This window comes from Stenotrophomonas sp. VV52 (assembly GCF_002893095.1).
In the GTDB taxonomy this organism is placed as follows: domain Bacteria; phylum Pseudomonadota; class Gammaproteobacteria; order Xanthomonadales; family Xanthomonadaceae; genus Stenotrophomonas; species Stenotrophomonas aracearum.
Genome location: NZ_KZ622864.1, coordinates 1 through 19,077, shown reverse-complemented (window position 1 = coordinate 19,077; position 19,077 = coordinate 1). Strand labels below are relative to the sequence as shown.

The following is a 19,077-nucleotide window of genomic DNA, read 5'->3' as shown; positions in this document are numbered from 1 at the left end:
ACCTTCGCCTGATGAAACTGCGTGCCGCCGTCCTCTCCGTGCTTCTCGCCGCCACCGCCACCGGTGCCCACGCGCAGACGCCACCGCCGCAGGACGTCGCCTTCCCGGGCCTGCTGCGCATCGACGTGGACGCACGCGACATCGGCCGCCGCATCTTCAAGGTCAAGGCCACCGTGCCGGCCCAACCCGGCCCGCTGACCCTCCTGTACCCCCAATGGCTGCCCGGCGCGCACTCGCCCAGCGGCCCGGTCGACAAGGTCGCCGGCCTGGTGGTCACCGCCAACGGCAAACCACTCACCTGGAAGCGCGACCCGTACAACGTGTACGCCTTTACCGTGGACGTACCGCAGGGCGCCAGCGAAGTCGTCGCCGAATTCAAATTCCTCTCCTCGCAGGGCGCAGGGCAGGGCCGGGTGGTGATGACCCCGGAAATGCTCAACCTGCAGTGGATCGCCAACTCGCTCTACCCGGCGGGCGTGAACACCCGCAACATCCAGGCCCAGGCCAGCGTCACCCTGCCGCCCGGCTGGGCTTACGCCACCGCGCTGGACACCGAGCGCCGCGACGGCGACACCGTGGTGTTCAAGCCGATCAGCTACGACCATCTGGTCGACTCCCCGTTGTACGCCGGCCGCCACTACCAGCAGTTCGACCTCGACCCCGGCGCCAAGGTCCCGGTGCACCTCAACGTGTTCGCCGACGACGCCAAATCGCTGGTCGCCAAGCCCGAGCAAGTGCAGGCCCATCGCGCGCTGGTGCAGCAGATCTACAAGCTCTACGGCGCTCGCCACTTCGACCGCTACGAATTCCTGCTGGCCCTGACCGACAAGCTCGGCGGCATCGGCCTCGAACACCAGCGTTCCAGCGAAAACAGCGGCGACACCGGCTACTTCACCGAGTGGGACAAGACCTGGCTCGGCCGCGACCTGCTGCCGCACGAGTTCAACCACTCCTGGAACGGCAAGTACCGCCGTGGCGCCGACCTCACCACCGCCAACTTCAACGTGCCCATGGGCGACAGCCTGCTCTGGCTGTACGAAGGCCAGACCCAGTTCTGGGGCCACGTGCTGTCCGCGCGCTCGGGCCTGTGGACCACCGACCAGACCCGAGACATGCTCGCCAACGTGGCCGCCACCTATGATCGCGGTCGCCCCGGCCTGGCCTGGCGCAACCTGCAGGACACCACCAACGACCCCACCATCGCCCAGCGCCGCGCGCTGGCGTACCGCAACTACCAGATGAGCGAGGATTACTACTCCGGTGGCCAGATGGTGTGGCTGGAAGTGGAAGGCAAGCTGCGCGCGCTTACCGGCAACAAGCGCAGCCTGGACGATTTCGCCAAGGCCTTCTTCGGCATGCACGACGGCGACTGGAACGTGAACCCGTATACGTTCGAAGACGTGGTCGGCACCTTGAACGGCATCGCTCCGTACGACTGGGCCAGCTTCCTGCGCGAGCGCCTGGACGGCCACGGCCCGCTCACCGGCGGGCTGGAAGCAGCGGGCTGGAAGCTGGTCTACACCGACACCCCGAACGACGCCTTCAAGGCGCAGGAAACCCGCGCCAAGAACACCAACCTGCTGTACTCGCTGGGCTTGGCCGTGAATGACGCCGGCGCCATCAGCGACGTGCTCTGGGACAGCCCCGCCTTCAACGCCGGCCTCTCCCCGGGCATGACCGTGCTCGCACTCAACGGCCGCGTGTTCAAGGGCGAAGACCTCAAGGACGCCGTGACCGCAGCCAAGACCGACAAGGCACCGCTGACCCTGCTGGTCAAGAACTTCGACCACATCGACACCGTCAAGCTCGACTACCACGGCGGCCTGCAGTATCCGAAGCTCGAGCGCATCGCCGGCAAGCCCGACCGCCTGGCGGAGCTGTGGAAGGCGCGATGAACCTGCGCCGCGACGTGCCGATTTTGCTGGCGGCGACAGCCGCCATCATCGGCGCGTCGCTCGACGGCGACGGCCGCTGGCTGCATTGGGTAGCCAAGCCGCTCACCACGCTCCTGATAGCCGCCATAGTCTGGCAAGCCCTGAAAAACAACGCACAGGAACCCCGTAGTGCCGGCCGCCGGCCGGCAACCTCGCACCCCATCACCGCCCGAACATACAACCGCGCCATCCTGCTCGGCATGGGCTTCTCCTGCATCGGCGACATCGCCCTGATGCTACCGTTCGACGCCTTCGTCCCCGGCCTGATCGCCTTCCTGCTCGCCCATGTCTGCTACATCGTCGCCTTCCGCGCAGGCTTCAAGGCAGGGAAGGGCCTGGTGCTGGCAGGCGCACTGCTCACCCTGTTCGCCGGCATCAACCTTGCCGGCCTATGGCCGCTGTTGCCCGGCGATCTACGCATTCCGGTCGTCGTCTACGTAGTAGTGCTCGCATTGATGGCCACACTCGCCTTGGCCCGCGCGTGGTCACCCAACTCCACCGATACAGCCGCCGGCACGAACTGGGCCGCCTTCGGCGCCGTGCTCTTCGTGATCAGTGACTGCACCCTAGCCTGGGACCGCTTCGGCGGCGGCCTGCCCCTGGCATCCCTGTGCATACTCGCCACCTACTACGCAGCGCAGTACTGCATAGCGCGCTCGGCAAGCGATTGAGTGATCACTCCCCAACATCCCCCGCACTCTCACACCGCTTCCCCTCCGCGCACAACCGATCCAACAACGCCAACGTAACCCCATTACTCCACCCAAACCCATCCTGCAGCGGATACTCCCCGCCACCCCCACCGCCCGCAGACCCGTCCACCACATACTTCTCCACCAACTTCCCCTCGCGGTCATAAACCGTCTGCACCGTACGCAGGAACCGCACCCCGATCTGCCGCGCCAGCGCGTCCTGCCGATATCGCTGCAACCCATCCACCGCGACCCACTGCAACGGCGCCCAGCCGTTCGGCGCATCCCACTGTTGCCCGGTGTTCTCCGTGGTGGTCAACAACCCACCCGCGCGCACCAACTGCGGCTGCACCGCGTCCGCCGTACGCCGCGCCTGCGTCGAATCCGCCACCTGCAACCACAACGGAAACAGCGCCGCCGCCGTCAGCGCAGGGCGGGGCGTACCGCGTTCCATATCCCGATCCGCATACCACCCCTGTCGCTCATCCCACAGCAGCGCATTGATCGCCCGCTTGCGCTGCTCCGCCTGCCGCTCGAAATCACGTGCCTCGGCACGCTCGCCAGAAACGCGACTCGCCCGCGCCAACGTAACCTCCAGATGGAACAACAGACTGTTCAGATCCACCGGCACGATCTCGGTGGTATGAATGCTACCCAGCTCCGCCGGATGCACCAGCCAGCGCGAACTGAAATCCCACCCCGACTCCGCCCCCGCACGCAGATCCCGATACACCTGCGAAGGCGCCCGGTCCGGCACCGACGCCGCCGTAGCCAGGTCATCCGTCCACGATTCCGTACGCGGCACCGCCCGCGCATCCCAATAGCGGTTGAGCAGGCTGCCATCATTCATCCGCACCACGCGTTCACTAGCCGCACCCGGCGCCAAACCCTCCGCCCCACGCATCCAGAACGCATGCTCCGTGCGTAGCTGCGGCAGATAGCGTCGATACGCGTCATCGCCCTCATGTGTCGCCAGAAGGTCCACCATCAAGCTGAAGAACGGCGGCTGCGACCGGCTCAGGTAATAACTGCGGTTGCCATTCGGGATATGCCCGTACTGGTCCAGCTGCCACGCGAAGTTGTCCACCATGTCGCGCACCTGCTGCCAGCGCCCGCTGGAGGCCAGACCCAGCAAGGTGAAGTAGCTGTCCCAGTAATACACCTCGCGGAAGCGCCCACCCGGCACTACGTACGGCTTGGGCAACGGCAGCAGCGACCCGCGCGGATCCACCGTCTCCGTGCTCCGGGTCAGCACCGGCCACAACCCCTCGATATGCGCGCGCAGGGTTTCACCGGCAGGCGGCACAAATGGCGTGCCCTCGGCGGGCACCGTGAAATGGTCGGCCACGAAGGCGGGCAGGGCATACCCCGGCTGCACCTGGGCCCGCGTCCACTCCGCCAGCAGCGCATCCGGATCCTGATGCGGCACCGCGTCGGCAAAGGTCTTCTGGTCCTTGAACAGGTGTGCCCGCTGGACCTGCTGGAACAAGGGTTGCCACTGAAGGTCCGGCGGCTGCGGAGCCTGGGCAGGCGGGGCGGCTGCCGCCGCAGCGGAGCAGAGCAGGGTGGCCAGCAGCAGGCCGGGCAAGCGCAGGGGTGGCTTCATGAACGGCATCCGGAAGGCAACACCCCCGACTCTAGGGGCAGGAACGTCAACACCGGGTGCGCCCCAGCCAGTACAGGCCTCGGTGCCGATTGACCCACCCAGCCGCTCCCCTTAGAATTGCCTGCTCAGCCGGAATAGCTCAGTTGGTAGAGCGGCGCATTCGTAATGCGTAGGTCGTAGGTTCGATTCCTATTTCCGGCACCAGTTTCAAGCTCGAAAAAGCAGTAAAATCAAGGGGTTGGCCGGGTATCCGTCCAACCCCTTTTTCTTGGCACCCCCAGTCCACCCCGGGAAAAACAGGGATTTCCAGGGATCGTTTTTCCCCACTTTTTCCCCAGCCCATGACCGGAATGCTGCCCATCCTGCGCGCCATGTTCCCCGACAAGCCGCTCTTGTCGGTCGAGGACGTGGCGCGGGTGCTCAACCGAACGGGGGCCGGCGGCTACGAGCAGACCCGCGAGCAACTGGCGGCCGGCGTCATCGTTCCGGGCCTGCGCAAGCTGGGCGGCAGTTGGCTGGTCCCGGTGACCGCGCTCGCCGAGGCGCTCGACGGGCTCACAGACACCGACGCGGCCGGGCAGGCCACCCCCAAGTCACTGCCAACCCGGCACACGGTCACCCGTGCCAACCCCATCGTGCCGCGTAAGGGGGGGCGGGTTCCTGACCGGGCCAAGCACATGGCACTGGCCGACATGACGTCCTTGGCCTTTGCATTGACCACCTTCGATGCAGCGGAGTTTTGGGGCGAGGTGCTGGCCGTGCTGGGGCAGCCTCAGCAGCGCCCTGCGCTGACCGCAACGCCCGCCGACTGCTTCGCCGAGCTTCAGCCCTGGGTGCGGCGGGACGGGCGTTTGGTGGGCCATGTGCAACTGCTGCCCATCGAAGAGCGCGACAGGGCCTTGGACATGGGCGAAATCTGGGAGGCCCCCTTGGTCGACGCCCTGCTGGAGCCCTGGGTCAGCATGGAGGCGCGCGAGCGATTCGATGACGCAATGGAGGCGGCACAGTCCGCGTTCCAGGCGGCGTGGAGCGAGGTCCGCAATCAAGCCCGTGCTCAAGGCTTGGACGAAGGCCTGCCGCCCGCGGCGGGTCCAATCACTCGCACGCCGTTCCGCTTCTAAGCATCTGCAGTCCCCTCAGATACTGATGGTTGCCAAGCATGTCGTTTGATTCAAAAGCAAAGACCGAAGCGGCGCTGATCCGTCGCTATGCCGACCGCTACGGGCACGCGGACGACACGTTCGCGGGCGGGTGGGGCGTGCCATGGGGGAAGCTGATGCGCGTGCTCGACAACGAACTGGCCGTTGAGAGAAAGCAGCGCCAGGAGCTGGCGGCCGGCAAGCGGAAGGCGGTGCGGACGGACACATGGACCGCCGCCGAGGCCGCGGGCCTGCTGAACATGACCTACGAAGCCTTCAACGCGTGGGCTCGAAAGACGGGCGTGGTCGTGGACAAACCGGGGCAGGCACGCACCCATGCCGCCATATCGCTGGTGGATCTTATTGACGCCGCTGAGGACGAGAAAAACCGTCCGAGCGGCCGCCCATGGCGGGACGCGAGGGAGCCAGGCCATCTCTTGGGGGCCACGCGAACGTTGCCAGAAGGCTTGGCGACGTTTCGAGAGCAGCTCAATGGCGACCTCCTGCTCACGATTGGGGTCGATGAGCGAGGCGAGCGGGTGGTGGCGTCGGTGAGACCTGGTCAAACCTTGGGCGCGAAGGATCACCTTCGGATGTTCTTCCGAGGCAAGAGCATCGCTGAGGTTGATCCACACAACTACTTCAAACTCGAGGTCGAGAAGTGCGGACTGGCCGAAGCGTTCGGCATGCCTTGGGCACAGCCCGCACTGAAAGACGCGTTGCTCCAATGCCACAAGGACTGGCTGGGTGCCGTTTCCGACTACATGGCGTGGGAGGAATCCCTGGCCATCAAAGACGCATCGGAAGCCCGGGCTGCATTCGATGCCGAAGAGGACCCGCAGGCCGCGCCAGCCATGGTGCTGAAAGCGCGCGAAGCAGAGCGACTGAAGGACGCCAAGATGGCACTCACGGCCCGCAACGAAGCGAGGGCGGAGCTGCTGGACGTCTCGCTTCCCGCCCCTGCCCCGAGCAGAAAGGGAACGCCCTTTTAGACGGCCCTTCAAGGGCGCAACGCCCCTGTCTCGCCGGCTGCCCGCCGGCTCGGTCGTGGAGAGATAAAAGCGGGGAGGCAGCGGCTTCCGCCGCCGCCCCAGCGTGGCTGGATGAATGAGGATTCAGGTCCAAGAGGGGAGGCCCTCTTAGGGCATCGAAGCGCGCGGATCGTGACTGGAAAATGGAGCCACACCAGCACGGAGACAGTCATGCAACCGCTCATCCTCTCGCTCGACCCCTCGCTCTTGAACCAGTTCTCTAACGTGACCCCGCAGGCCCTCGCGGACGCCCTGGCCGACGTTCTGCCCCACGCGTTGGGCGTGCTTGCCGCCGACACCAGCACGTCGGTCATCGTGCCCAACCGCGACCTGCGGGGCGTGCCCTCCGGCCAGGTGCTCACCCTGCAGCTGGCAACGCTGGACGCCTTCCTCGACGTCCAAGACGCCGCCAACGGCTAAGCCAGCAGCGCAGCGGTAGCCCGCGGCCAGGTCTGGCCCAACCCCTCAACCCTCTTCGCGAAACGCGGCCGACCAGCCGTGCTGGCGGAGCTTTGCCCCAAAAAACTCAAACCTGGAGATTTCCCATGAACGCTGTTGCTCGCCCCCTCCCTGTTTCGACCAAGCCGAAGAAGCCCGCGAAGAAGCCCGCGAAGAAGCCCAAGCAGACCAGGCTTTCGCTCGCCGTCGCCAACAACGTTGGTTACGACCGGGCGCCGGAAGGCATCACGACCGAAACCTGGCTCACCCCGCCGGAGATCGTCCACGGCCTGGGTCCGTTTGACCTGGATCCCTGCATCCCGCAGCAGGGCATGCCCTGGCGCACGGCCACCCGGATGCTGAAGCCCAGCGACGACGGGCTCAAGACGCCTTGGCCAAAGTCGGCGTTTGTGTGGATGAATCCGCCCTACGGCGGGCACAAGAACAGCCCGACCAGCCAGCACCGCTGGATGGAGAAGGCCGCCGAGCATGGCAACGGGATTGCCCTTGTGCTGGCGCGGATGGAAACGAGCTGGATGCAGGAGTCGGTGCTCAACCACCCCAGCGTTTCAGCGGTGGTGTTCACGAAGGGGCGTCTGTCGTTCTGCCGCCCGGATGGGACCCTGGGCACGAGTTGCCCGGCGGGATCGGTGTTCATCGGCTACGGTGCTGCAGCCGCGCGCAGGCTCAAGCGGGGAGTGGAGTCTGGCCTGATTCGCGGAAGCTACTTTGACATGGCCCGCGTGGGCCGGGTGGCGGGCGCTGACGTGGGGGCGGCTAACGATGAATAAGCGCACTCCGAAGAAAGCCAAGCCGACCTCCCGCCGCAACAATGCTTACCAGCGGTTGTTGAAGGCTATCCAAGCCATCCCCGGGGAATCGCCCAGGGAAAAGATGCGCAAGTTCACCGCGCTTGCGCTGAAGGTTCTCGTGCTCAAGCAGGCGGAGTTGGCCGTCGGGCGAGGTGGGCCTTTGGCTCCCTGGTGCGACTTGACGCTGCTTGGGACCGATGTGGATGGGACCGAGGATTGGTGCCTCGAGGCGGGCCAGGCCTATGGGGGCGCAGTGGAAACCTTCGAGCCGTTCGAATGCATCCTGGGGCAGCTCTTTGGAGAGTTCGTGGGGAATGGGAATAAAAACGACGCTCAATATTTCACCCCTTGGGACTTTGCGAGGGCGCTGACTGCCTTTGCTCCAACTCCTCAAAAAGACAAGTGGTCCATGGGTGACCCCACCTGCGGAGCCGGCACGCTGTTGCTTGCGAAGCTTCACGAACTGGTCAGGAACGATCCGAAGGCCCTTCTGGGGCTTACCGTGAAAGCGAATGACCGCGATCCGTTGTGCGCGGCGATTACAGCCCTGCAACTGCTGTCAAACCAGGTGATTTGGAGGATGCCCATCGGGAGCGTGGTGGTCGAGTGCAAAGACATCATCACTCAATACCTGGAAACGCGAGTGGTGTTTTGGTCTCTCACGCGAGATCGGTTCATCGCCATGGGCGAGGAAATCCGCTTGGAGAAGGCCAGCCGTCGATGAGCATTGGCCTAAATCCTCCCAAGACTCGGCGGCGAGCAGCCGCCGGCTCTTGCTCCAAGCCGCTTTTGCTTTTGCTCTTCAACCCGCAGAAACCGGGTAACAAGTGCTTGTTACCCCGCTTTCCTGAAAGCCATTCCATACGAAAAATAATCCAACCGTATCGGTTTGTTAGGAAAGACTGCTGGTTAACGCTCCTGCTGGTTAACGCCAAAACCGTTAACCAGCATACAAACCAGCAGCAAAACCCCTGCCACGTAAGGCTTTGAAGGCCCCTGCTGGTTTGCTGGTTAATTTTTTCACTTTTTCTCTGCAACTATAAAATGTTAAGAGTGAGTGAAAATCTCTCGACCAGATGAGACGTTGGCGCGTAGCGTAAACCTGTTTTTTTAACCAGCAAACCAGCAGTTAGCTTATTTTTTGAACAAAAACGAGATTAAACAATCACTTGGAAGGTTTTTAGTTGCTGGTTTGGCTGCTGGTTTAAGAAAAAACAGAAAACCAGCAGGAAAGTTAACCAGCAGCTAAAAAATATTTCTGGGAAAGGGGCTTGACGGTTTCAAGAAACCTGCTTTCTTGAATGTATTACGGATGCAACACGGAGAACCCATGAGCACGCAGCAGAACCAAACCCCACGCAAAGACCCTTTCAATGCCCGCATGGAAAGGGCGTTGATTGAGCGGCTGAAAGCCGAAGCCAAGCGGTCGGGGATTTCTCCCAGCGAGAAGCTGCGCCGGATCCTCGACAACGCGTTGCCGCACGTCGCCTAACCCCACAAACGCGAAACCCCGCCTTGCCGGGCGGGGAATCGTTGGAGCCAACTACAATGTCTACGAACAATCTCCCTCAAGATCCGTCGGTCGTCAACCCCCCTGAGGTTGCTTTTCTCATCGAAAAGCACTGGGAGAAAAACCGGCGAGATTACGCCAGCAATCTCAAGGTCGAACAACGCGCCTTGGATCGCCACAAGCAAGCTAAGCTCAACAAAGGCGAGCTGCGACCGGAAAGCCTGGACTTCCTGTTCGCTCGCCACCTCCAGTTGGGGCTTGACGGCCACCTCTGGGCCAGCGTCCGCGACGAATCCGCGACGCAATCGACGTTGGTGTACCGTTGGAGTGCAAATCACTGGGCGCTGGTTCACCGCGGCCTCGGCGACGGCCTGGCGTCCGACTGGCTCGATGCCAACATCCCCGCAAAGGCCAGCGACAAGCTCGCTTCCAGCTGCTGGGCCTACGCCCGCACTCGGCTGGGCCAGCAAAGCGCGCTGCCGCAGTTGGAACCCAAGCGTGCGGTGGTCCCCTGCGCTGACGCTTACCTGGAAATCACGGCGGACAGCATCCAGGCGCTGGAACCCCAGCCGCGCTATGGCATGACCCACGCCCTGAACATCGCCACGGGCGCCACGCCCGGCGAGCGCTACATCCCCAGCCCCGTGCCGGCCGATAGCCTGCTGGGCAAGTTCCTGGCCCACGCGTTGCCCGACGAGGGCGTGCGCGCCCTGGTGCAGGAGCAGTGCGGCATGACCTTGCTGCCCGGTTCCTACCAGATTGCAGCGTGGTGGCACGGCGCCGCCGGCAGCGGCAAATCGACGCTGGCCGAATGCGTGGAAGGCGTCCACAACAAAGTGGCTCGCTTGGACCTGGCCACCCTGGGGGACACGTTTGCGCTCGAAGGCATCCTCGGCAGCCAGCTGATCCTGGTGGATGAGGTGGAGTGCGAGAAGTGGAAGGAAGGCACGTTCAAAACGCTGGTGAGTGGCAATGGGATCGGCATCAACCGAAAACACCTCTCCGTTCTGAACTACCACTCCAAGGCCAAGTGGATCATCAGCAGCAACTCCGCGCCGTTCTACCGCGACAAGTCCGGTGGCGTCGCCCGACGCCTTTCCATCGTGGAGTGGGCCAACGTCATTCCGGAAAAAGACCGCGTGGAGGACTTCAGTCGTAAGTTGCTGGAGGAAGAAGGGCAGCTGTTCCTCGATTGGATGCTCGAAGGCGCCCGCCGAGTCGTGGCCCGCGGTCGCTTCATGGCCGACCACGAACTCCCGGAGGCCGCGCGTGCTTACAAGCAGGCCGTCATCCACAACGCCGATTCCATCGCCGCCTGGGCCCATGCCGACCGCGTGCTGTTCGGCGCTGCCGCTGGCAGTGAGCAATGGCAGAGCGTCAAGGCGATCCATGCCCGCTATGTGGCCTGGTGCGAGAAGAAGGGCTTTGAACCGGAGGAAATCCTCTCGCAGCGCCAGTTCACCCGTGGCCTGAAGACCGCCGGGCACCTGCGTGGGCGCCCGTCGAATCGGCGCGTGGAGGGCGAGCAGTTGGACTGCTACCTCTGCTGCTGGAAGGGCGAGCAGACCGACGCCGAGCGCGCACAAGAGCAGGAGCTCAAGCGGCTGGAGGCCCTGACCCCAGAAGCCCGCCAATCCGAATCTGAGCAGGCCAAGGCGGCCAACGACGCCCAGAACGAAGCACTGGCCGTCGCCGCCGAACGGCAAGACGAGCAGGACTTCGCCGACATGCCCGATGCCATCCGAGACGTCTTTGGCTTCACCAATACGCCCTACGAGCAGGTCCAGGCGGAACGCCGCGCCGAACGGGAGCGCCAAGCCAAGAACGCCGCCGCATGGGAGAGGCAGGATCGCCGGGAGCGACAGGCGCGCGAGCAACGCAAGGCCGAAGCGGAAAAGAAGAAGGCCGGCTAACCCAGCAACGCCGGGCATTTCCGGGGCAGGCCTTTACAACCGGCGACGTTGCGCTATTGCAAAGGGGTATCCAAACCAAAACGGAGCCCCCATGCCATCGCCCAACCACATCCCCGACGACGCGTTCCCCGAATCGGCCATCAGCCTGGCCGATCTAGAGAGCCCAGAGACACCGGAAGCGGACCCGCAATACTTGCTCGTGCAAAGCGGGTTTGGTCTCCATGTCCGTCTGGGAAAAGACGGCGACCAGGGATTGCGCAGCGAGGACGAAATCGCCGAGCTGGTGCGGCGAGCGTTGTATCACCGCAAGAGTCTGACCCTTCATATCGAGTTCTGACCCGACCCCACCCACAACCACCCGCTTGGAGGCGCAGGAGGTTGAAAAAGATTTGAGGCAACCCCGCATGTCCAAGTATTCCGATCTCATCCAAGCCACCGCCGAGCGAATGCTTGCGCTCATGCAGCAGGGCACCATCCCCTGGCGCCGCCCATGGAATGATCCCGACGCCCCGCAGAACGGCTCGATCAACGGGCCTTGGAACCCGACCACGGGCAAGGCTTATCGCGGCAGCAACACACTCATCCTGCGCGGTGCCCAACTAACCCATGGCTACCAAGACGACCGCTGGCTGACCTATCGCCAGGCCGAAAGCATTGGCACCCAGGTCAAGCGCGGCGAAAAGGGGCAGCGGATCGCCTACTGGGATTTCAGCAAGACGGGCAAGGCCAAAGACGGGGCCGAGCCGTTGACCGAGGGCGAAGAGAAGAACGGATACCAAGGGCCATCGGTGTTCGTCGCCACGGTGTTCAATGCCAGCCAAATGGACGGCATGCCCGAGCCCCCGCCGCCCTTCGTCATGCCCGAGTCGATCCGCCACTTGCGTGTGCGGGAGTTGTTGGACAAGCACCAGCCAAAACTTCATCACGACGGTGGCAACCGAGCGTTCTACTCCATCGCCGCGGATTCGATTCACCTGCCGAAGCACCACACTTTCAGAGATGACGTCAGCTATCAGGCCACGTTGCTCCACGAGTTGGCCCACTGGACCGGCGCCAAACACCGGCTCGACCGCGACCAGGCCGGTCGGTTCGGCAGCCAGGACTACGCCAAAGAGGAGCTGGTAGCGGAGCTCTCAAGTTTGTTCATTTCCGAGCGCCTTGGAATCGGCCTGGGGAAAGAACACGAAAAACAGCACGCGGCTTACTTGAAGAGTTGGATGAAGGCCCTCGCCGATGACCCCAGGACCTTGTTCCGCGCGGCAAGCTCTGCAGAGAAGGTCATGACCTTTCTGGACATCCCGGCGTTTGAACGCGAGCCGCTGCCGCATGTCAAGAAGGAGCAGGACATGGAGCAGGGGCGAAAGACGGAAGCCGGTCGAAGGACCCCATCGCGACGCAAGGAACGCCAGGTTGCTTAGCGCAGGTAGGGGGTTGACCTTTTGAGGTTTCGAGTTAGAAATGAATGTGCTGGGGGAAGTCCCGGCTGTGGTCCGATTCCTCTACTTCTAACTGAGAACTTTTCCAGGGTGAGCGGTTAGAAGGTGGTTGGGTGGTTATCCTTGCTGTATTGGTGGTTTCCGGTGGTTGCTGTCGCCGGGGTGGAAGGAATGCTTAGTTAGTGATTTCCTGGGTCGGTTAACTAAGCGCCATGTTGTTTCTTGAGCTTCTTACGCTGGATTGAGAGGGGCGGCGAAAGCCGCCCCTTTTCTCTTTGCAGCCCCTTGCGCATCCCCCTTTCTTTGTTAAGACATGAGTATCACTCACCAAGCGGAGGAACCATGGCTGGCAACGTCTTTTCAAATCTACTTCGACCCTTCATCCGTCAAAAGGACACGGAACTACCAGGCGTGGCTTCTTCTGAGCCGCCTGAACCCCCGGTCCGGGAGCGCTTGGATGATTCAAGCCAGCGGCCAGTGGCTTCAGCGGAGCCGGCAACCCTTTCGCCCGTTGAGGGCCCTCAAAGTGTGCCCCCATCGTTCAACGATGAGGCAACGGATCGGTTGGGGAACACTTTGGCCTTCGCTGGTCTGAAGACGAAGGGTCGCTTCGAGGACGAGGTAAGGCAGGCCATCGAAGACGGCGCCGATGTGAAAGGGTATCGCGACGCGCGCGGCGATTCCGCCTTGCATAAATGTCAGGAGCCGTGGCAGATGGAACTGCTTATCTCGGCTGGGGCGGATGTTCACGCGTTGGACAAACAAGGGCGTTCGCCTTTTGATCGCCTGTTGAGCACATACCAAAGGGAACCCGCTTGGTCCGAAAAACCTACTGCGGAAGGTTTGGCGCTGTTGGCGAAGGCCGGAGCGGATGTCAATGCCCTAAGCCAAGGGCAATCCGCTCTGCATGTTGCTGCGAAGCGAGGGCTTGAAGGCGAAATCCACATGCTTGTCGATGCCGGCGCCGACGTGAATCTGCGGACGGACACAGGAGACACGCCGCTCCATCTGGCCAGCAACCCAGGCGTTGTGCTGCGCTTGCTGGATGCCAAGGCCGATCCCTTCCTGCTGAACTCGAATGGCGAGCCAGCGCTAAAACATGATCCTGTGCTTTATCGAGAAAGTGTTCGGAACCACCGAGACGATTTTTCGCCGCGTGAGCGCGTCGATGCGGCGACCGACCCGATTTTCCTGGCCGAGACGCCCAGCGAGCTTGTCGCTGCGTTGGGGCAGGGCGGTAGTGTGAGGGACACCGATGCGCTGGGCCGAACCGCGCTTCATTACGTCAAAACGGGGGAGATGGTGCAGGCGTTGGTGTTGGCCGGGGCCCAGGTTGACGCAAAAGACATGGAGGGAAACATTCCTGCCCATACCGCGGACGAGCGCGCGATGGAAGAGTTGGTCGATGGGGTGGGGCGAGGCGTTCCCCAGCACCACGTAGAGAACGACAGGGGGGAAACCCCTTATGCGACCCGGGATTACTACCACGAGGCTCGGTATTGGGATGCCGAAGCGGAAGAGCAGGCCGCGGAAAAGGCGGAGCAGACGAAGGAGGAGCAGGACCGCGTGCTCAACATTGTGGCCCTCGTTGAGGCCGGCGACGCCAAACGTCTGCTGGAGCAGGTGGATCCCAACGAAGAACTGGTCAGTCGGAACCGAACGTTCAACATCGACGGAGACGAGGGCTGGGCCTACAACAACTATGCCGGCTACAGCGTCCTCCATGAAGCGGCGAAGCAGGGAAAGACGGAACTCTGCCGAGAACTGGTGTTCGCAGGGGCGGACTGGGACAAGGGGTGTAAGCTCGTCGGCGAGCAAGGCTTTGACAACCATGTCAACGGCTTTCGAAACGAGCCTGGCATGAAGCCCATCGATTTTGCGAGCAACCGAGAGACCAAGTCGTTCTTGGACAACGCTGAGAACGAGCTGCGAGCCCACAACCGATCCAAGCTCTTGGACGAGCTTCTTCCCGCTGCCAATGCTTGGAAGCCACCGGAAGGCGGGTTTGCGGCCGACGCCCAACGCCAGGTCGGTGCGGCCATGAAGGCCCACGGGCAGGACGGCCAAGCCCAGGAAGCCCCTCGCTTGCGAGCGCGCTTCTAAGGCCAAGGGAAAGGGCGGCGAAGGCCGCCTTTTTCTTTTCCATATCCCCTTGCGCATCTCCTTTTCTTTGTTATGGGTATTTCTACCTACACAAAAAAGGAAGATGTATGCGTAATCTTTGTTTGTCGGCCATCGCCGGTGCGTTGTTGCTCTCTGCGGGGTGTTCCAGTCAACCCAGCGCCGCTGCACTTGAAAGAGAAGCTGCGCCCACTGCGGTGATTCTGTTGGGCGAGGTAGACCTGCCCAAGGGGGCGACCCTGGACGATTTCCCCAGCCTTCTCAATGCCGGGGGCATCCCTTGGGAGAAGGTTCAAGAAAGAAAGGTTCAGCTCGAAGGCTCCTTCGACCGTCCTTGGAGCGACGGCCGTTCGTTGGCCGTGACCGCTGACGTTCTCGGCCGAACCACCCGGTTGATCGTGCGGGCTGGCGACCAGCCACGGCTTTCATCGCCGGCCATTTGTGTTCGCGGTGTTGGGTGGGATGCCGTCGCGTCGGATATTTCGGAAGCGCATCCCTGCAAGTAACGACAAAGGCGGCGGAAGCCGCCTTTTTCTTTTCCCGATCCCCTTGCGCATTTCAAACCTTTTGTTATGGGTAGTGCAACCCATTCATAAAATTAGGCCTCATGCGCGTTTTGGTTCTTTCTCTGGCCCTTGCCAGCCTGCTCCCATTCACTGCCTCCGCTGCGGACAACAGTTCCGCCCGTCGTTACGGCACCAGTGAAACCTTGAGTGTTCAGAACGCCCGCCTGGGCGAGGTGCTCATGGTCCGCGAGGTCGTCCTCCAATCGGACAAGAAGGTTAACGCCGGCAGCGCCATCGGCGCGGCCGTGGGTTATGGGGCCGCTCGCGAGGTTAAAGGCGATTACCGCAGCGCCGCCAAGGTGGCGGGTGGGGTGATTGGGGGCGTCGCCGGCACGGCCGTTCAAAACGGTTTTCGCAAGCGCCGGGGCGTGGAGGTGTATGTCCGGGATCTGGAGAGCGGAAAAGTCATTGCCATTGTTCAGGCCGATGACCTGCCGATCCGCGCCGGGGACAAGGTGTTCCTGACCGGGAAGGGCAGCAAGACCCGCGTTGTGCCGATTGAGGGACAAAGCCGATGAAGTGGAACGCATTTCCTCGTAAGCGCTCCGCTGCCTCATTGACCGTCGAAGACTTCAAGCAATGCGGGCATCTAATCCTGGATGGCATGGACTGCTCCCCTGCGCAACCTCGCGAGCTGCACCACCTGCCAATGGCATGGAATCTCAAGCCCAGCCAGTGGGGCCAACCTCGCACATTCCAGGCGCGCCCGCTGAAGAGCGAAGCAGGAGGCCGCCCATGGTGAGCACGATCCTTCTACTGACCCTGCTTGGCCTCATGGTCCTAGTCCCGCTCTGGACGTTCAAGCGCTTTGGCGACGCCAAGGCAGCCTGGCAACGGGTAAGAGGCGGTGAGCGAGACGCTCGCGCGCAGGGCCGCTTCGTGATCCATGGCGGACTGTTTGGAGTTGGGATGGTGGTCATCGCCGCGTTCCTGGCCCAAGCCACCTTCACCGTCTGGCACCAGGTCGCCACCGGGGGAGGCCTGTTTGTCCTCGGCACGGTCGCGGTGCTCTGCCTGCTGGCGCTTGTTTGCCGCAAGGGGAGGTCGCGCGGATGAGTGCGTTGACGATGCTGGTCCTATCCGTGCTGGTCCTTGCCGTGTTTCTCTGCTCGGCAGCTTTTCTCTCTTTTATGATCGCGTTGACTTACCCGACCGTAAAGCAATCGCTGGCCCTTTTCTGGACGGGGAAGCGCGACGCTTCGCTCTACGTGGATTTCGCGATTTTTGGGGCAATCTTCGCGGGTTGCGTCCTCACGCTCGCATTCGGGGCGGTGGTAATGGCCCTCAACATTTCCAGCGCTGAGGACGCCGCTCTATACGCGGCCACCTTGCTTAGCGCGGGACTGGGCTACTGGGTGGGCCGATGACACGCGAGCTTTCCACCTTGTTTGTCCCAGGCACTCTTCCCGGGCCGGACGGCATCGAGCTGCTCCCCATGCCTGCGGACATCCAAGCCATCTACGACGCAGCCCAACGCAACACGCCTTTCAGCAAGGACGTGGACGACGCCCTGGCCGCGCACCGCAACGCACACGGCGAAGCGGAGCAAATCGAGCACGCCCAACGCGTAGACCCGTCCGATGCCATGCCCATCGACCCGGAGGTGCGTCGCCAAGCCTATGCACGCCAGAGGAGGTATGCGATTCGGGCCGGCATGACTGCAGGCCTGACGCCCGAGGCCATCGCGCAAGCGCTGGGCGTGTCGCCCTCGGTGATTCGTGGCGACTGGGCGGCGATGGTTCGATGAGTCCACGCAAAGGCTTTCTCGGCGGCCGCTCCCCGACTGAAATCCAATCCTTGCTGGACGAAGGGGTGACCCAGCGCGCCTTGGCCCAACGCCTCGGCGTCACCCACCAAGCCGTGAACCGCTTTGTCAGGCGACACCGCTTGGCCGGTTCCGGACGGCAGGCCTTCCGGGACCGCCAAGCCCGCGAACTCGCTGAGCGTCGCCAGCAGGTGCAGCGGCTGGTCCAAGCCGGGCTCACATCGGCCGAGGTGGCCAAGCGCTTGGGGGTGTCGGCGGCCACCATCGGCCTGGACCGCCAAGCGCTTCGGTTGGGGCGCGTCTTGAAAGGGCCAGAGCACCGCACCTTGCGCGGGCTGGCCCTGGACCAGGTTCGGGCTCGCTTGAAGGAGGTCAGCCGGGCTCACTTGGCGCGGGAGCTTGGGGTGAGCGGCTCGGCGGTATACAGCTACTGCAGAAAAGCGGGTCTCAGCACTTAGCAGCAGAGAGGTGCCTCCCGTCCCTCCGCTTGTCACATGGTCCAGGGTCTAGCGGCTGGCCGGGCTCCGATTTCCTGAAGGTCTTTGTGATCAATGGATTAGGGACGGGTGGACGCCTAAGGATTGGCCCAAATGCACCCGCTGAACGATACTTGGAGCCTGTTCGAGGGGATGTATTCAATGCCACTGCTCAACTGGTCCGACCGTGATGAGGACCTGACCCGCTCCGCCCTGACGCCCTACCGACTCTTGGAGCCGGTGGCCAGCTTGTCTTATGGGGAGGTGGACTCGCCCAACATGCTGATCGAGGGCGACAACCTGGATGCGCTGAAGGCGTTGTTGCCCTACTACGCGGGCCAGGTGAAGTGCATCTTCATTGATCCGCCTTACAACACCAAAAGTGCATTTGAGCAATACGACGACAACTTGGAACACGCCAAGTGGTTGTCGATGATGTATCCACGGCTAGAGCTTTTGCGGGAGCTACTTAGCGAAGATGGAGCGATATGGATTGCACTTGATGACAACGAGGCGCACTACTTCAAGGTCATTGCTGACGAGATTTTCAAGCGTGGGAACTTCGTCGCTAGCGTTATATGGCAAAAGATATACTCGCCAAAAAACTCAGCTAGACACTTCTCGGTAGATCATGATTACCTCTTTGTCTACGCCAAAGATGCTGAAAAGTGGGTTCCAAACCCAATGCCTCGGACGGAGAAGCAGGATAGGGCATACAAAAATCCAGACAATGACTCGCGTGGTCTCTGGAAGGCTGGCGATCTTTCTGCTCGCAACTTTTACGGCGCAGGAACGTATTCGATAACTACACCTTCTGGACGGGTGATCCCCGGTCCACCGAATGGGATGTTTTGGCGCGTGTCCGAGTCACGTCTTAGGGAGCTCGATGCCGACGGGCGCATCTGGTGGGGCAAGGACGGAAGCAATGTCCCAGCAATCAAACGATTCCTTTCTGAAGTAAAGCAGGGGCGCGTGCCGCAGACGTTTTGGCCCTATGAGGAGGTCGGACACACTCAAGACGCGAAGAAAGAGGTTGTCGCTCTGTTTGGCGATGAGCATTTCGCAACTCCTAAACCGGAAGCCTTGCTGAAACGCGTGATTGAGATGACAACTCAGCCCGGCGACATCGTGCTGGATAGTTTTTTGGGTTCAGGGACTACTGCGGCAGTGGCGCAGAAGCTTGGGCGTCGATGGATCGGGATCGAGATGGGTGAGCACGCCCGCACGCGTTGCCAGCCGCGTCTCGCGAAGGTGGTCGATGGAGAGCAAGGCGGCGTTTCGGAAGTGGTGGACTGGAAGGGCGGTGGTGGCTTTCGCTTCTACAAGCTGGGCGTGCCGGTGTTTGATGACGAGGGCCACATCCGCGACGGCATCAAGTTTGAGCACCTGGCGGCCCATGTCTGGTTCGCCGAAACCGGCACGGCACGCTCCACACGTGCCCCCAAGCAACCGTTCCTGGGTGCGCACCATGGGATCGGCTACTACCTGCTGTTCAACGGCATTCTCGGGGATGAAAGCAAGACCGGCGGCAACGTGCTGACCAAGCGGGTGTTGAAAAGCTTGCAGACCTTCGATGGTCCCAAGGTGATCTACGGCGAGTCTTGCGATGGGTTCTACCCCGATATCACGGACGGTTCT

20 protein-coding genes and 1 tRNA gene are annotated in these 19,077 nt (G+C 62.4%); 20 read left to right on the top strand and 1 reads right to left on the bottom strand.

Features of this window, described 5'->3' with window-relative positions:
- The first annotated feature begins 11 nt into the window (after nucleotides 1-11).
- Nucleotides 12-1,895, top strand: coding sequence for a M61 family metallopeptidase (locus C2U58_RS00100; protein WP_102944026.1), 1,884 nt, complete (start codon nucleotides 12-14; stop codon nucleotides 1,893-1,895).
- A complete protein-coding gene (locus C2U58_RS00095; protein ID WP_102944253.1) occupies nucleotides 1,892-2,605 on the top strand; it encodes a lysoplasmalogenase in 714 nt (237 codons plus the stop codon). Before C2U58_RS00100 ends, C2U58_RS00095 begins: the two co-directional genes overlap by 4 nt.
- A gap of 4 nt (nucleotides 2,606-2,609) precedes the next feature.
- Here C2U58_RS00095 and treA read toward each other — a convergent pair whose 3' ends face one another.
- Nucleotides 2,610-4,232: an alpha,alpha-trehalase TreA gene (treA, locus tag C2U58_RS00090; RefSeq protein ID WP_102944252.1), complete on the bottom strand. Its 1,623-nt coding sequence runs from the start codon at nucleotides 4,230-4,232 to the stop codon at nucleotides 2,610-2,612.
- Nucleotides 4,233-4,360: 128 nt separating this feature from the next.
- Between treA and C2U58_RS00085 the strand changes: the two genes are divergently transcribed.
- From C2U58_RS00085 to C2U58_RS00005, 18 genes are all read left to right on the top strand, one after another.
- A tRNA-Thr gene (locus C2U58_RS00085) sits at nucleotides 4,361-4,436 on the top strand.
- A gap of 146 nt (nucleotides 4,437-4,582) precedes the next feature.
- Nucleotides 4,583-5,353 (top strand): hypothetical protein, encoded by a 771-nt coding sequence (locus tag C2U58_RS00080; RefSeq protein ID WP_146033374.1) that lies wholly within the window; start codon nucleotides 4,583-4,585, stop codon nucleotides 5,351-5,353.
- A gap of 38 nt (nucleotides 5,354-5,391) precedes the next feature.
- The gene (locus C2U58_RS00075) at nucleotides 5,392-6,363 is read left to right on the top strand and encodes a hypothetical protein (RefSeq protein ID WP_102944024.1); all 972 of its coding nucleotides are present in this window, start codon (nucleotides 5,392-5,394) and stop codon (nucleotides 6,361-6,363) included.
- A gap of 210 nt (nucleotides 6,364-6,573) precedes the next feature.
- Nucleotides 6,574-6,822 carry a hypothetical protein gene (locus C2U58_RS00070; RefSeq protein WP_057502480.1) on the top strand — a complete coding sequence of 83 codons (249 nt, stop codon included), beginning with the start codon at nucleotides 6,574-6,576 and terminating at the stop codon, nucleotides 6,820-6,822.
- Nucleotides 6,823-6,947: 125 nt separating this feature from the next.
- Nucleotides 6,948-7,631: a DNA N-6-adenine-methyltransferase gene (locus tag C2U58_RS00065; protein WP_102944023.1), complete on the top strand. Its 684-nt coding sequence runs from the start codon at nucleotides 6,948-6,950 to the stop codon at nucleotides 7,629-7,631.
- Nucleotides 7,624-8,376, top strand: coding sequence for a hypothetical protein (locus tag C2U58_RS00060; protein ID WP_146033373.1), 753 nt, complete (start codon nucleotides 7,624-7,626; stop codon nucleotides 8,374-8,376). The genes C2U58_RS00065 and C2U58_RS00060 overlap by 8 nt, the downstream gene beginning before the upstream one ends.
- A gap of 606 nt (nucleotides 8,377-8,982) precedes the next feature.
- On the top strand, nucleotides 8,983-9,144 hold the full coding sequence (locus tag C2U58_RS19755) for a DUF3450 domain-containing protein (RefSeq protein WP_136191690.1): 162 nt from the start codon (nucleotides 8,983-8,985) through the stop codon (nucleotides 9,142-9,144).
- Between the two features lie 56 nt (nucleotides 9,145-9,200).
- On the top strand, nucleotides 9,201-11,075 hold the full coding sequence (locus C2U58_RS00050) for a DUF5906 domain-containing protein (RefSeq protein WP_146033372.1): 1,875 nt from the start codon (nucleotides 9,201-9,203) through the stop codon (nucleotides 11,073-11,075).
- Nucleotides 11,076-11,166: 91 nt separating this feature from the next.
- Complete coding sequence (locus C2U58_RS00045) at nucleotides 11,167-11,412, top strand: hypothetical protein (protein WP_049433832.1); 246 nt, start codon at nucleotides 11,167-11,169, stop codon at nucleotides 11,410-11,412.
- A gap of 67 nt (nucleotides 11,413-11,479) precedes the next feature.
- Entirely contained in the window at nucleotides 11,480-12,493 is a 1,014-nt protein-coding gene (locus C2U58_RS00040) for a zincin-like metallopeptidase domain-containing protein (RefSeq protein ID WP_102944019.1), read from the top strand.
- 360 nt (nucleotides 12,494-12,853) lie between these two features.
- Nucleotides 12,854-14,614 carry an ankyrin repeat domain-containing protein gene (locus C2U58_RS00035; RefSeq protein ID WP_102944018.1) on the top strand — a complete coding sequence of 587 codons (1,761 nt, stop codon included), beginning with the start codon at nucleotides 12,854-12,856 and terminating at the stop codon, nucleotides 14,612-14,614.
- 107 nt (nucleotides 14,615-14,721) lie between these two features.
- Nucleotides 14,722-15,138 carry a hypothetical protein gene (locus C2U58_RS19750; RefSeq protein WP_146033371.1) on the top strand — a complete coding sequence of 139 codons (417 nt, stop codon included), beginning with the start codon at nucleotides 14,722-14,724 and terminating at the stop codon, nucleotides 15,136-15,138.
- Between the two features lie 101 nt (nucleotides 15,139-15,239).
- A complete protein-coding gene (locus C2U58_RS00030) occupies nucleotides 15,240-15,716 on the top strand; it encodes a hypothetical protein (RefSeq protein ID WP_102944017.1) in 477 nt (158 codons plus the stop codon).
- Between the two features lie 217 nt (nucleotides 15,717-15,933).
- Entirely contained in the window at nucleotides 15,934-16,254 is a 321-nt protein-coding gene (locus C2U58_RS00025) for a hypothetical protein (protein ID WP_102944016.1), read from the top strand.
- Between the two features lie 5 nt (nucleotides 16,255-16,259).
- Nucleotides 16,260-16,565: a hypothetical protein gene (locus C2U58_RS00020; RefSeq protein ID WP_146033370.1), complete on the top strand. Its 306-nt coding sequence runs from the start codon at nucleotides 16,260-16,262 to the stop codon at nucleotides 16,563-16,565.
- Entirely contained in the window at nucleotides 16,562-16,945 is a 384-nt protein-coding gene (locus tag C2U58_RS00015) for a hypothetical protein (protein WP_102944014.1), read from the top strand. The genes C2U58_RS00020 and C2U58_RS00015 overlap by 4 nt, the downstream gene beginning before the upstream one ends.
- Complete coding sequence (locus C2U58_RS00010) at nucleotides 16,942-17,421, top strand: helix-turn-helix domain-containing protein (RefSeq protein ID WP_146033369.1); 480 nt, start codon at nucleotides 16,942-16,944, stop codon at nucleotides 17,419-17,421. The genes C2U58_RS00015 and C2U58_RS00010 overlap by 4 nt, the downstream gene beginning before the upstream one ends.
- A 132-nt stretch (nucleotides 17,422-17,553) precedes the next feature.
- A partial coding sequence (locus tag C2U58_RS00005; RefSeq protein ID WP_301182345.1) for a site-specific DNA-methyltransferase occupies nucleotides 17,554-19,077 on the top strand: 1,524 nt, incomplete at its 3' end.

Bases quoted from the DNA above. Each gene is read 5' to 3' on its own strand.
- C2U58_RS00100 (WP_102944026.1), top strand. From the start codon at position 12: ATGAAACTGCGTGCCGCCGTCCTCTCCGTGCTTCTCGCCGCCACCGCC.
- C2U58_RS00095 (WP_102944253.1), top strand. From the start codon at position 1,892: ATGAACCTGCGCCGCGACGTGCCGATTTTGCTGGCGGCGACAGCCGCC.
- treA (WP_102944252.1), bottom strand. From the start codon at position 4,232: ATGAAGCCACCCCTGCGCTTGCCCGGCCTGCTGCTGGCCACCCTGCTC.
- C2U58_RS00080 (WP_146033374.1), top strand. From the start codon at position 4,583: ATGCTGCCCATCCTGCGCGCCATGTTCCCCGACAAGCCGCTCTTGTCG.
- C2U58_RS00075 (WP_102944024.1), top strand. From the start codon at position 5,392: ATGTCGTTTGATTCAAAAGCAAAGACCGAAGCGGCGCTGATCCGTCGC.
- C2U58_RS00070 (WP_057502480.1), top strand. From the start codon at position 6,574: ATGCAACCGCTCATCCTCTCGCTCGACCCCTCGCTCTTGAACCAGTTC.
- C2U58_RS00065 (WP_102944023.1), top strand. From the start codon at position 6,948: ATGAACGCTGTTGCTCGCCCCCTCCCTGTTTCGACCAAGCCGAAGAAG.
- C2U58_RS00060 (WP_146033373.1), top strand. From the start codon at position 7,624: ATGAATAAGCGCACTCCGAAGAAAGCCAAGCCGACCTCCCGCCGCAAC.
- C2U58_RS19755 (WP_136191690.1), top strand. From the start codon at position 8,983: ATGAGCACGCAGCAGAACCAAACCCCACGCAAAGACCCTTTCAATGCC.
- C2U58_RS00050 (WP_146033372.1), top strand. From the start codon at position 9,201: ATGTCTACGAACAATCTCCCTCAAGATCCGTCGGTCGTCAACCCCCCT.
- C2U58_RS00045 (WP_049433832.1), top strand. From the start codon at position 11,167: ATGCCATCGCCCAACCACATCCCCGACGACGCGTTCCCCGAATCGGCC.
- C2U58_RS00040 (WP_102944019.1), top strand. From the start codon at position 11,480: ATGTCCAAGTATTCCGATCTCATCCAAGCCACCGCCGAGCGAATGCTT.
- C2U58_RS00035 (WP_102944018.1), top strand. From the start codon at position 12,854: ATGGCTGGCAACGTCTTTTCAAATCTACTTCGACCCTTCATCCGTCAA.
- C2U58_RS19750 (WP_146033371.1), top strand. From the start codon at position 14,722: ATGCGTAATCTTTGTTTGTCGGCCATCGCCGGTGCGTTGTTGCTCTCT.
- C2U58_RS00030 (WP_102944017.1), top strand. From the start codon at position 15,240: ATGCGCGTTTTGGTTCTTTCTCTGGCCCTTGCCAGCCTGCTCCCATTC.
- C2U58_RS00025 (WP_102944016.1), top strand. From the start codon at position 15,934: ATGGTGAGCACGATCCTTCTACTGACCCTGCTTGGCCTCATGGTCCTA.
- C2U58_RS00015 (WP_102944014.1), top strand. From the start codon at position 16,562: ATGACACGCGAGCTTTCCACCTTGTTTGTCCCAGGCACTCTTCCCGGG.
- C2U58_RS00010 (WP_146033369.1), top strand. From the start codon at position 16,942: ATGAGTCCACGCAAAGGCTTTCTCGGCGGCCGCTCCCCGACTGAAATC.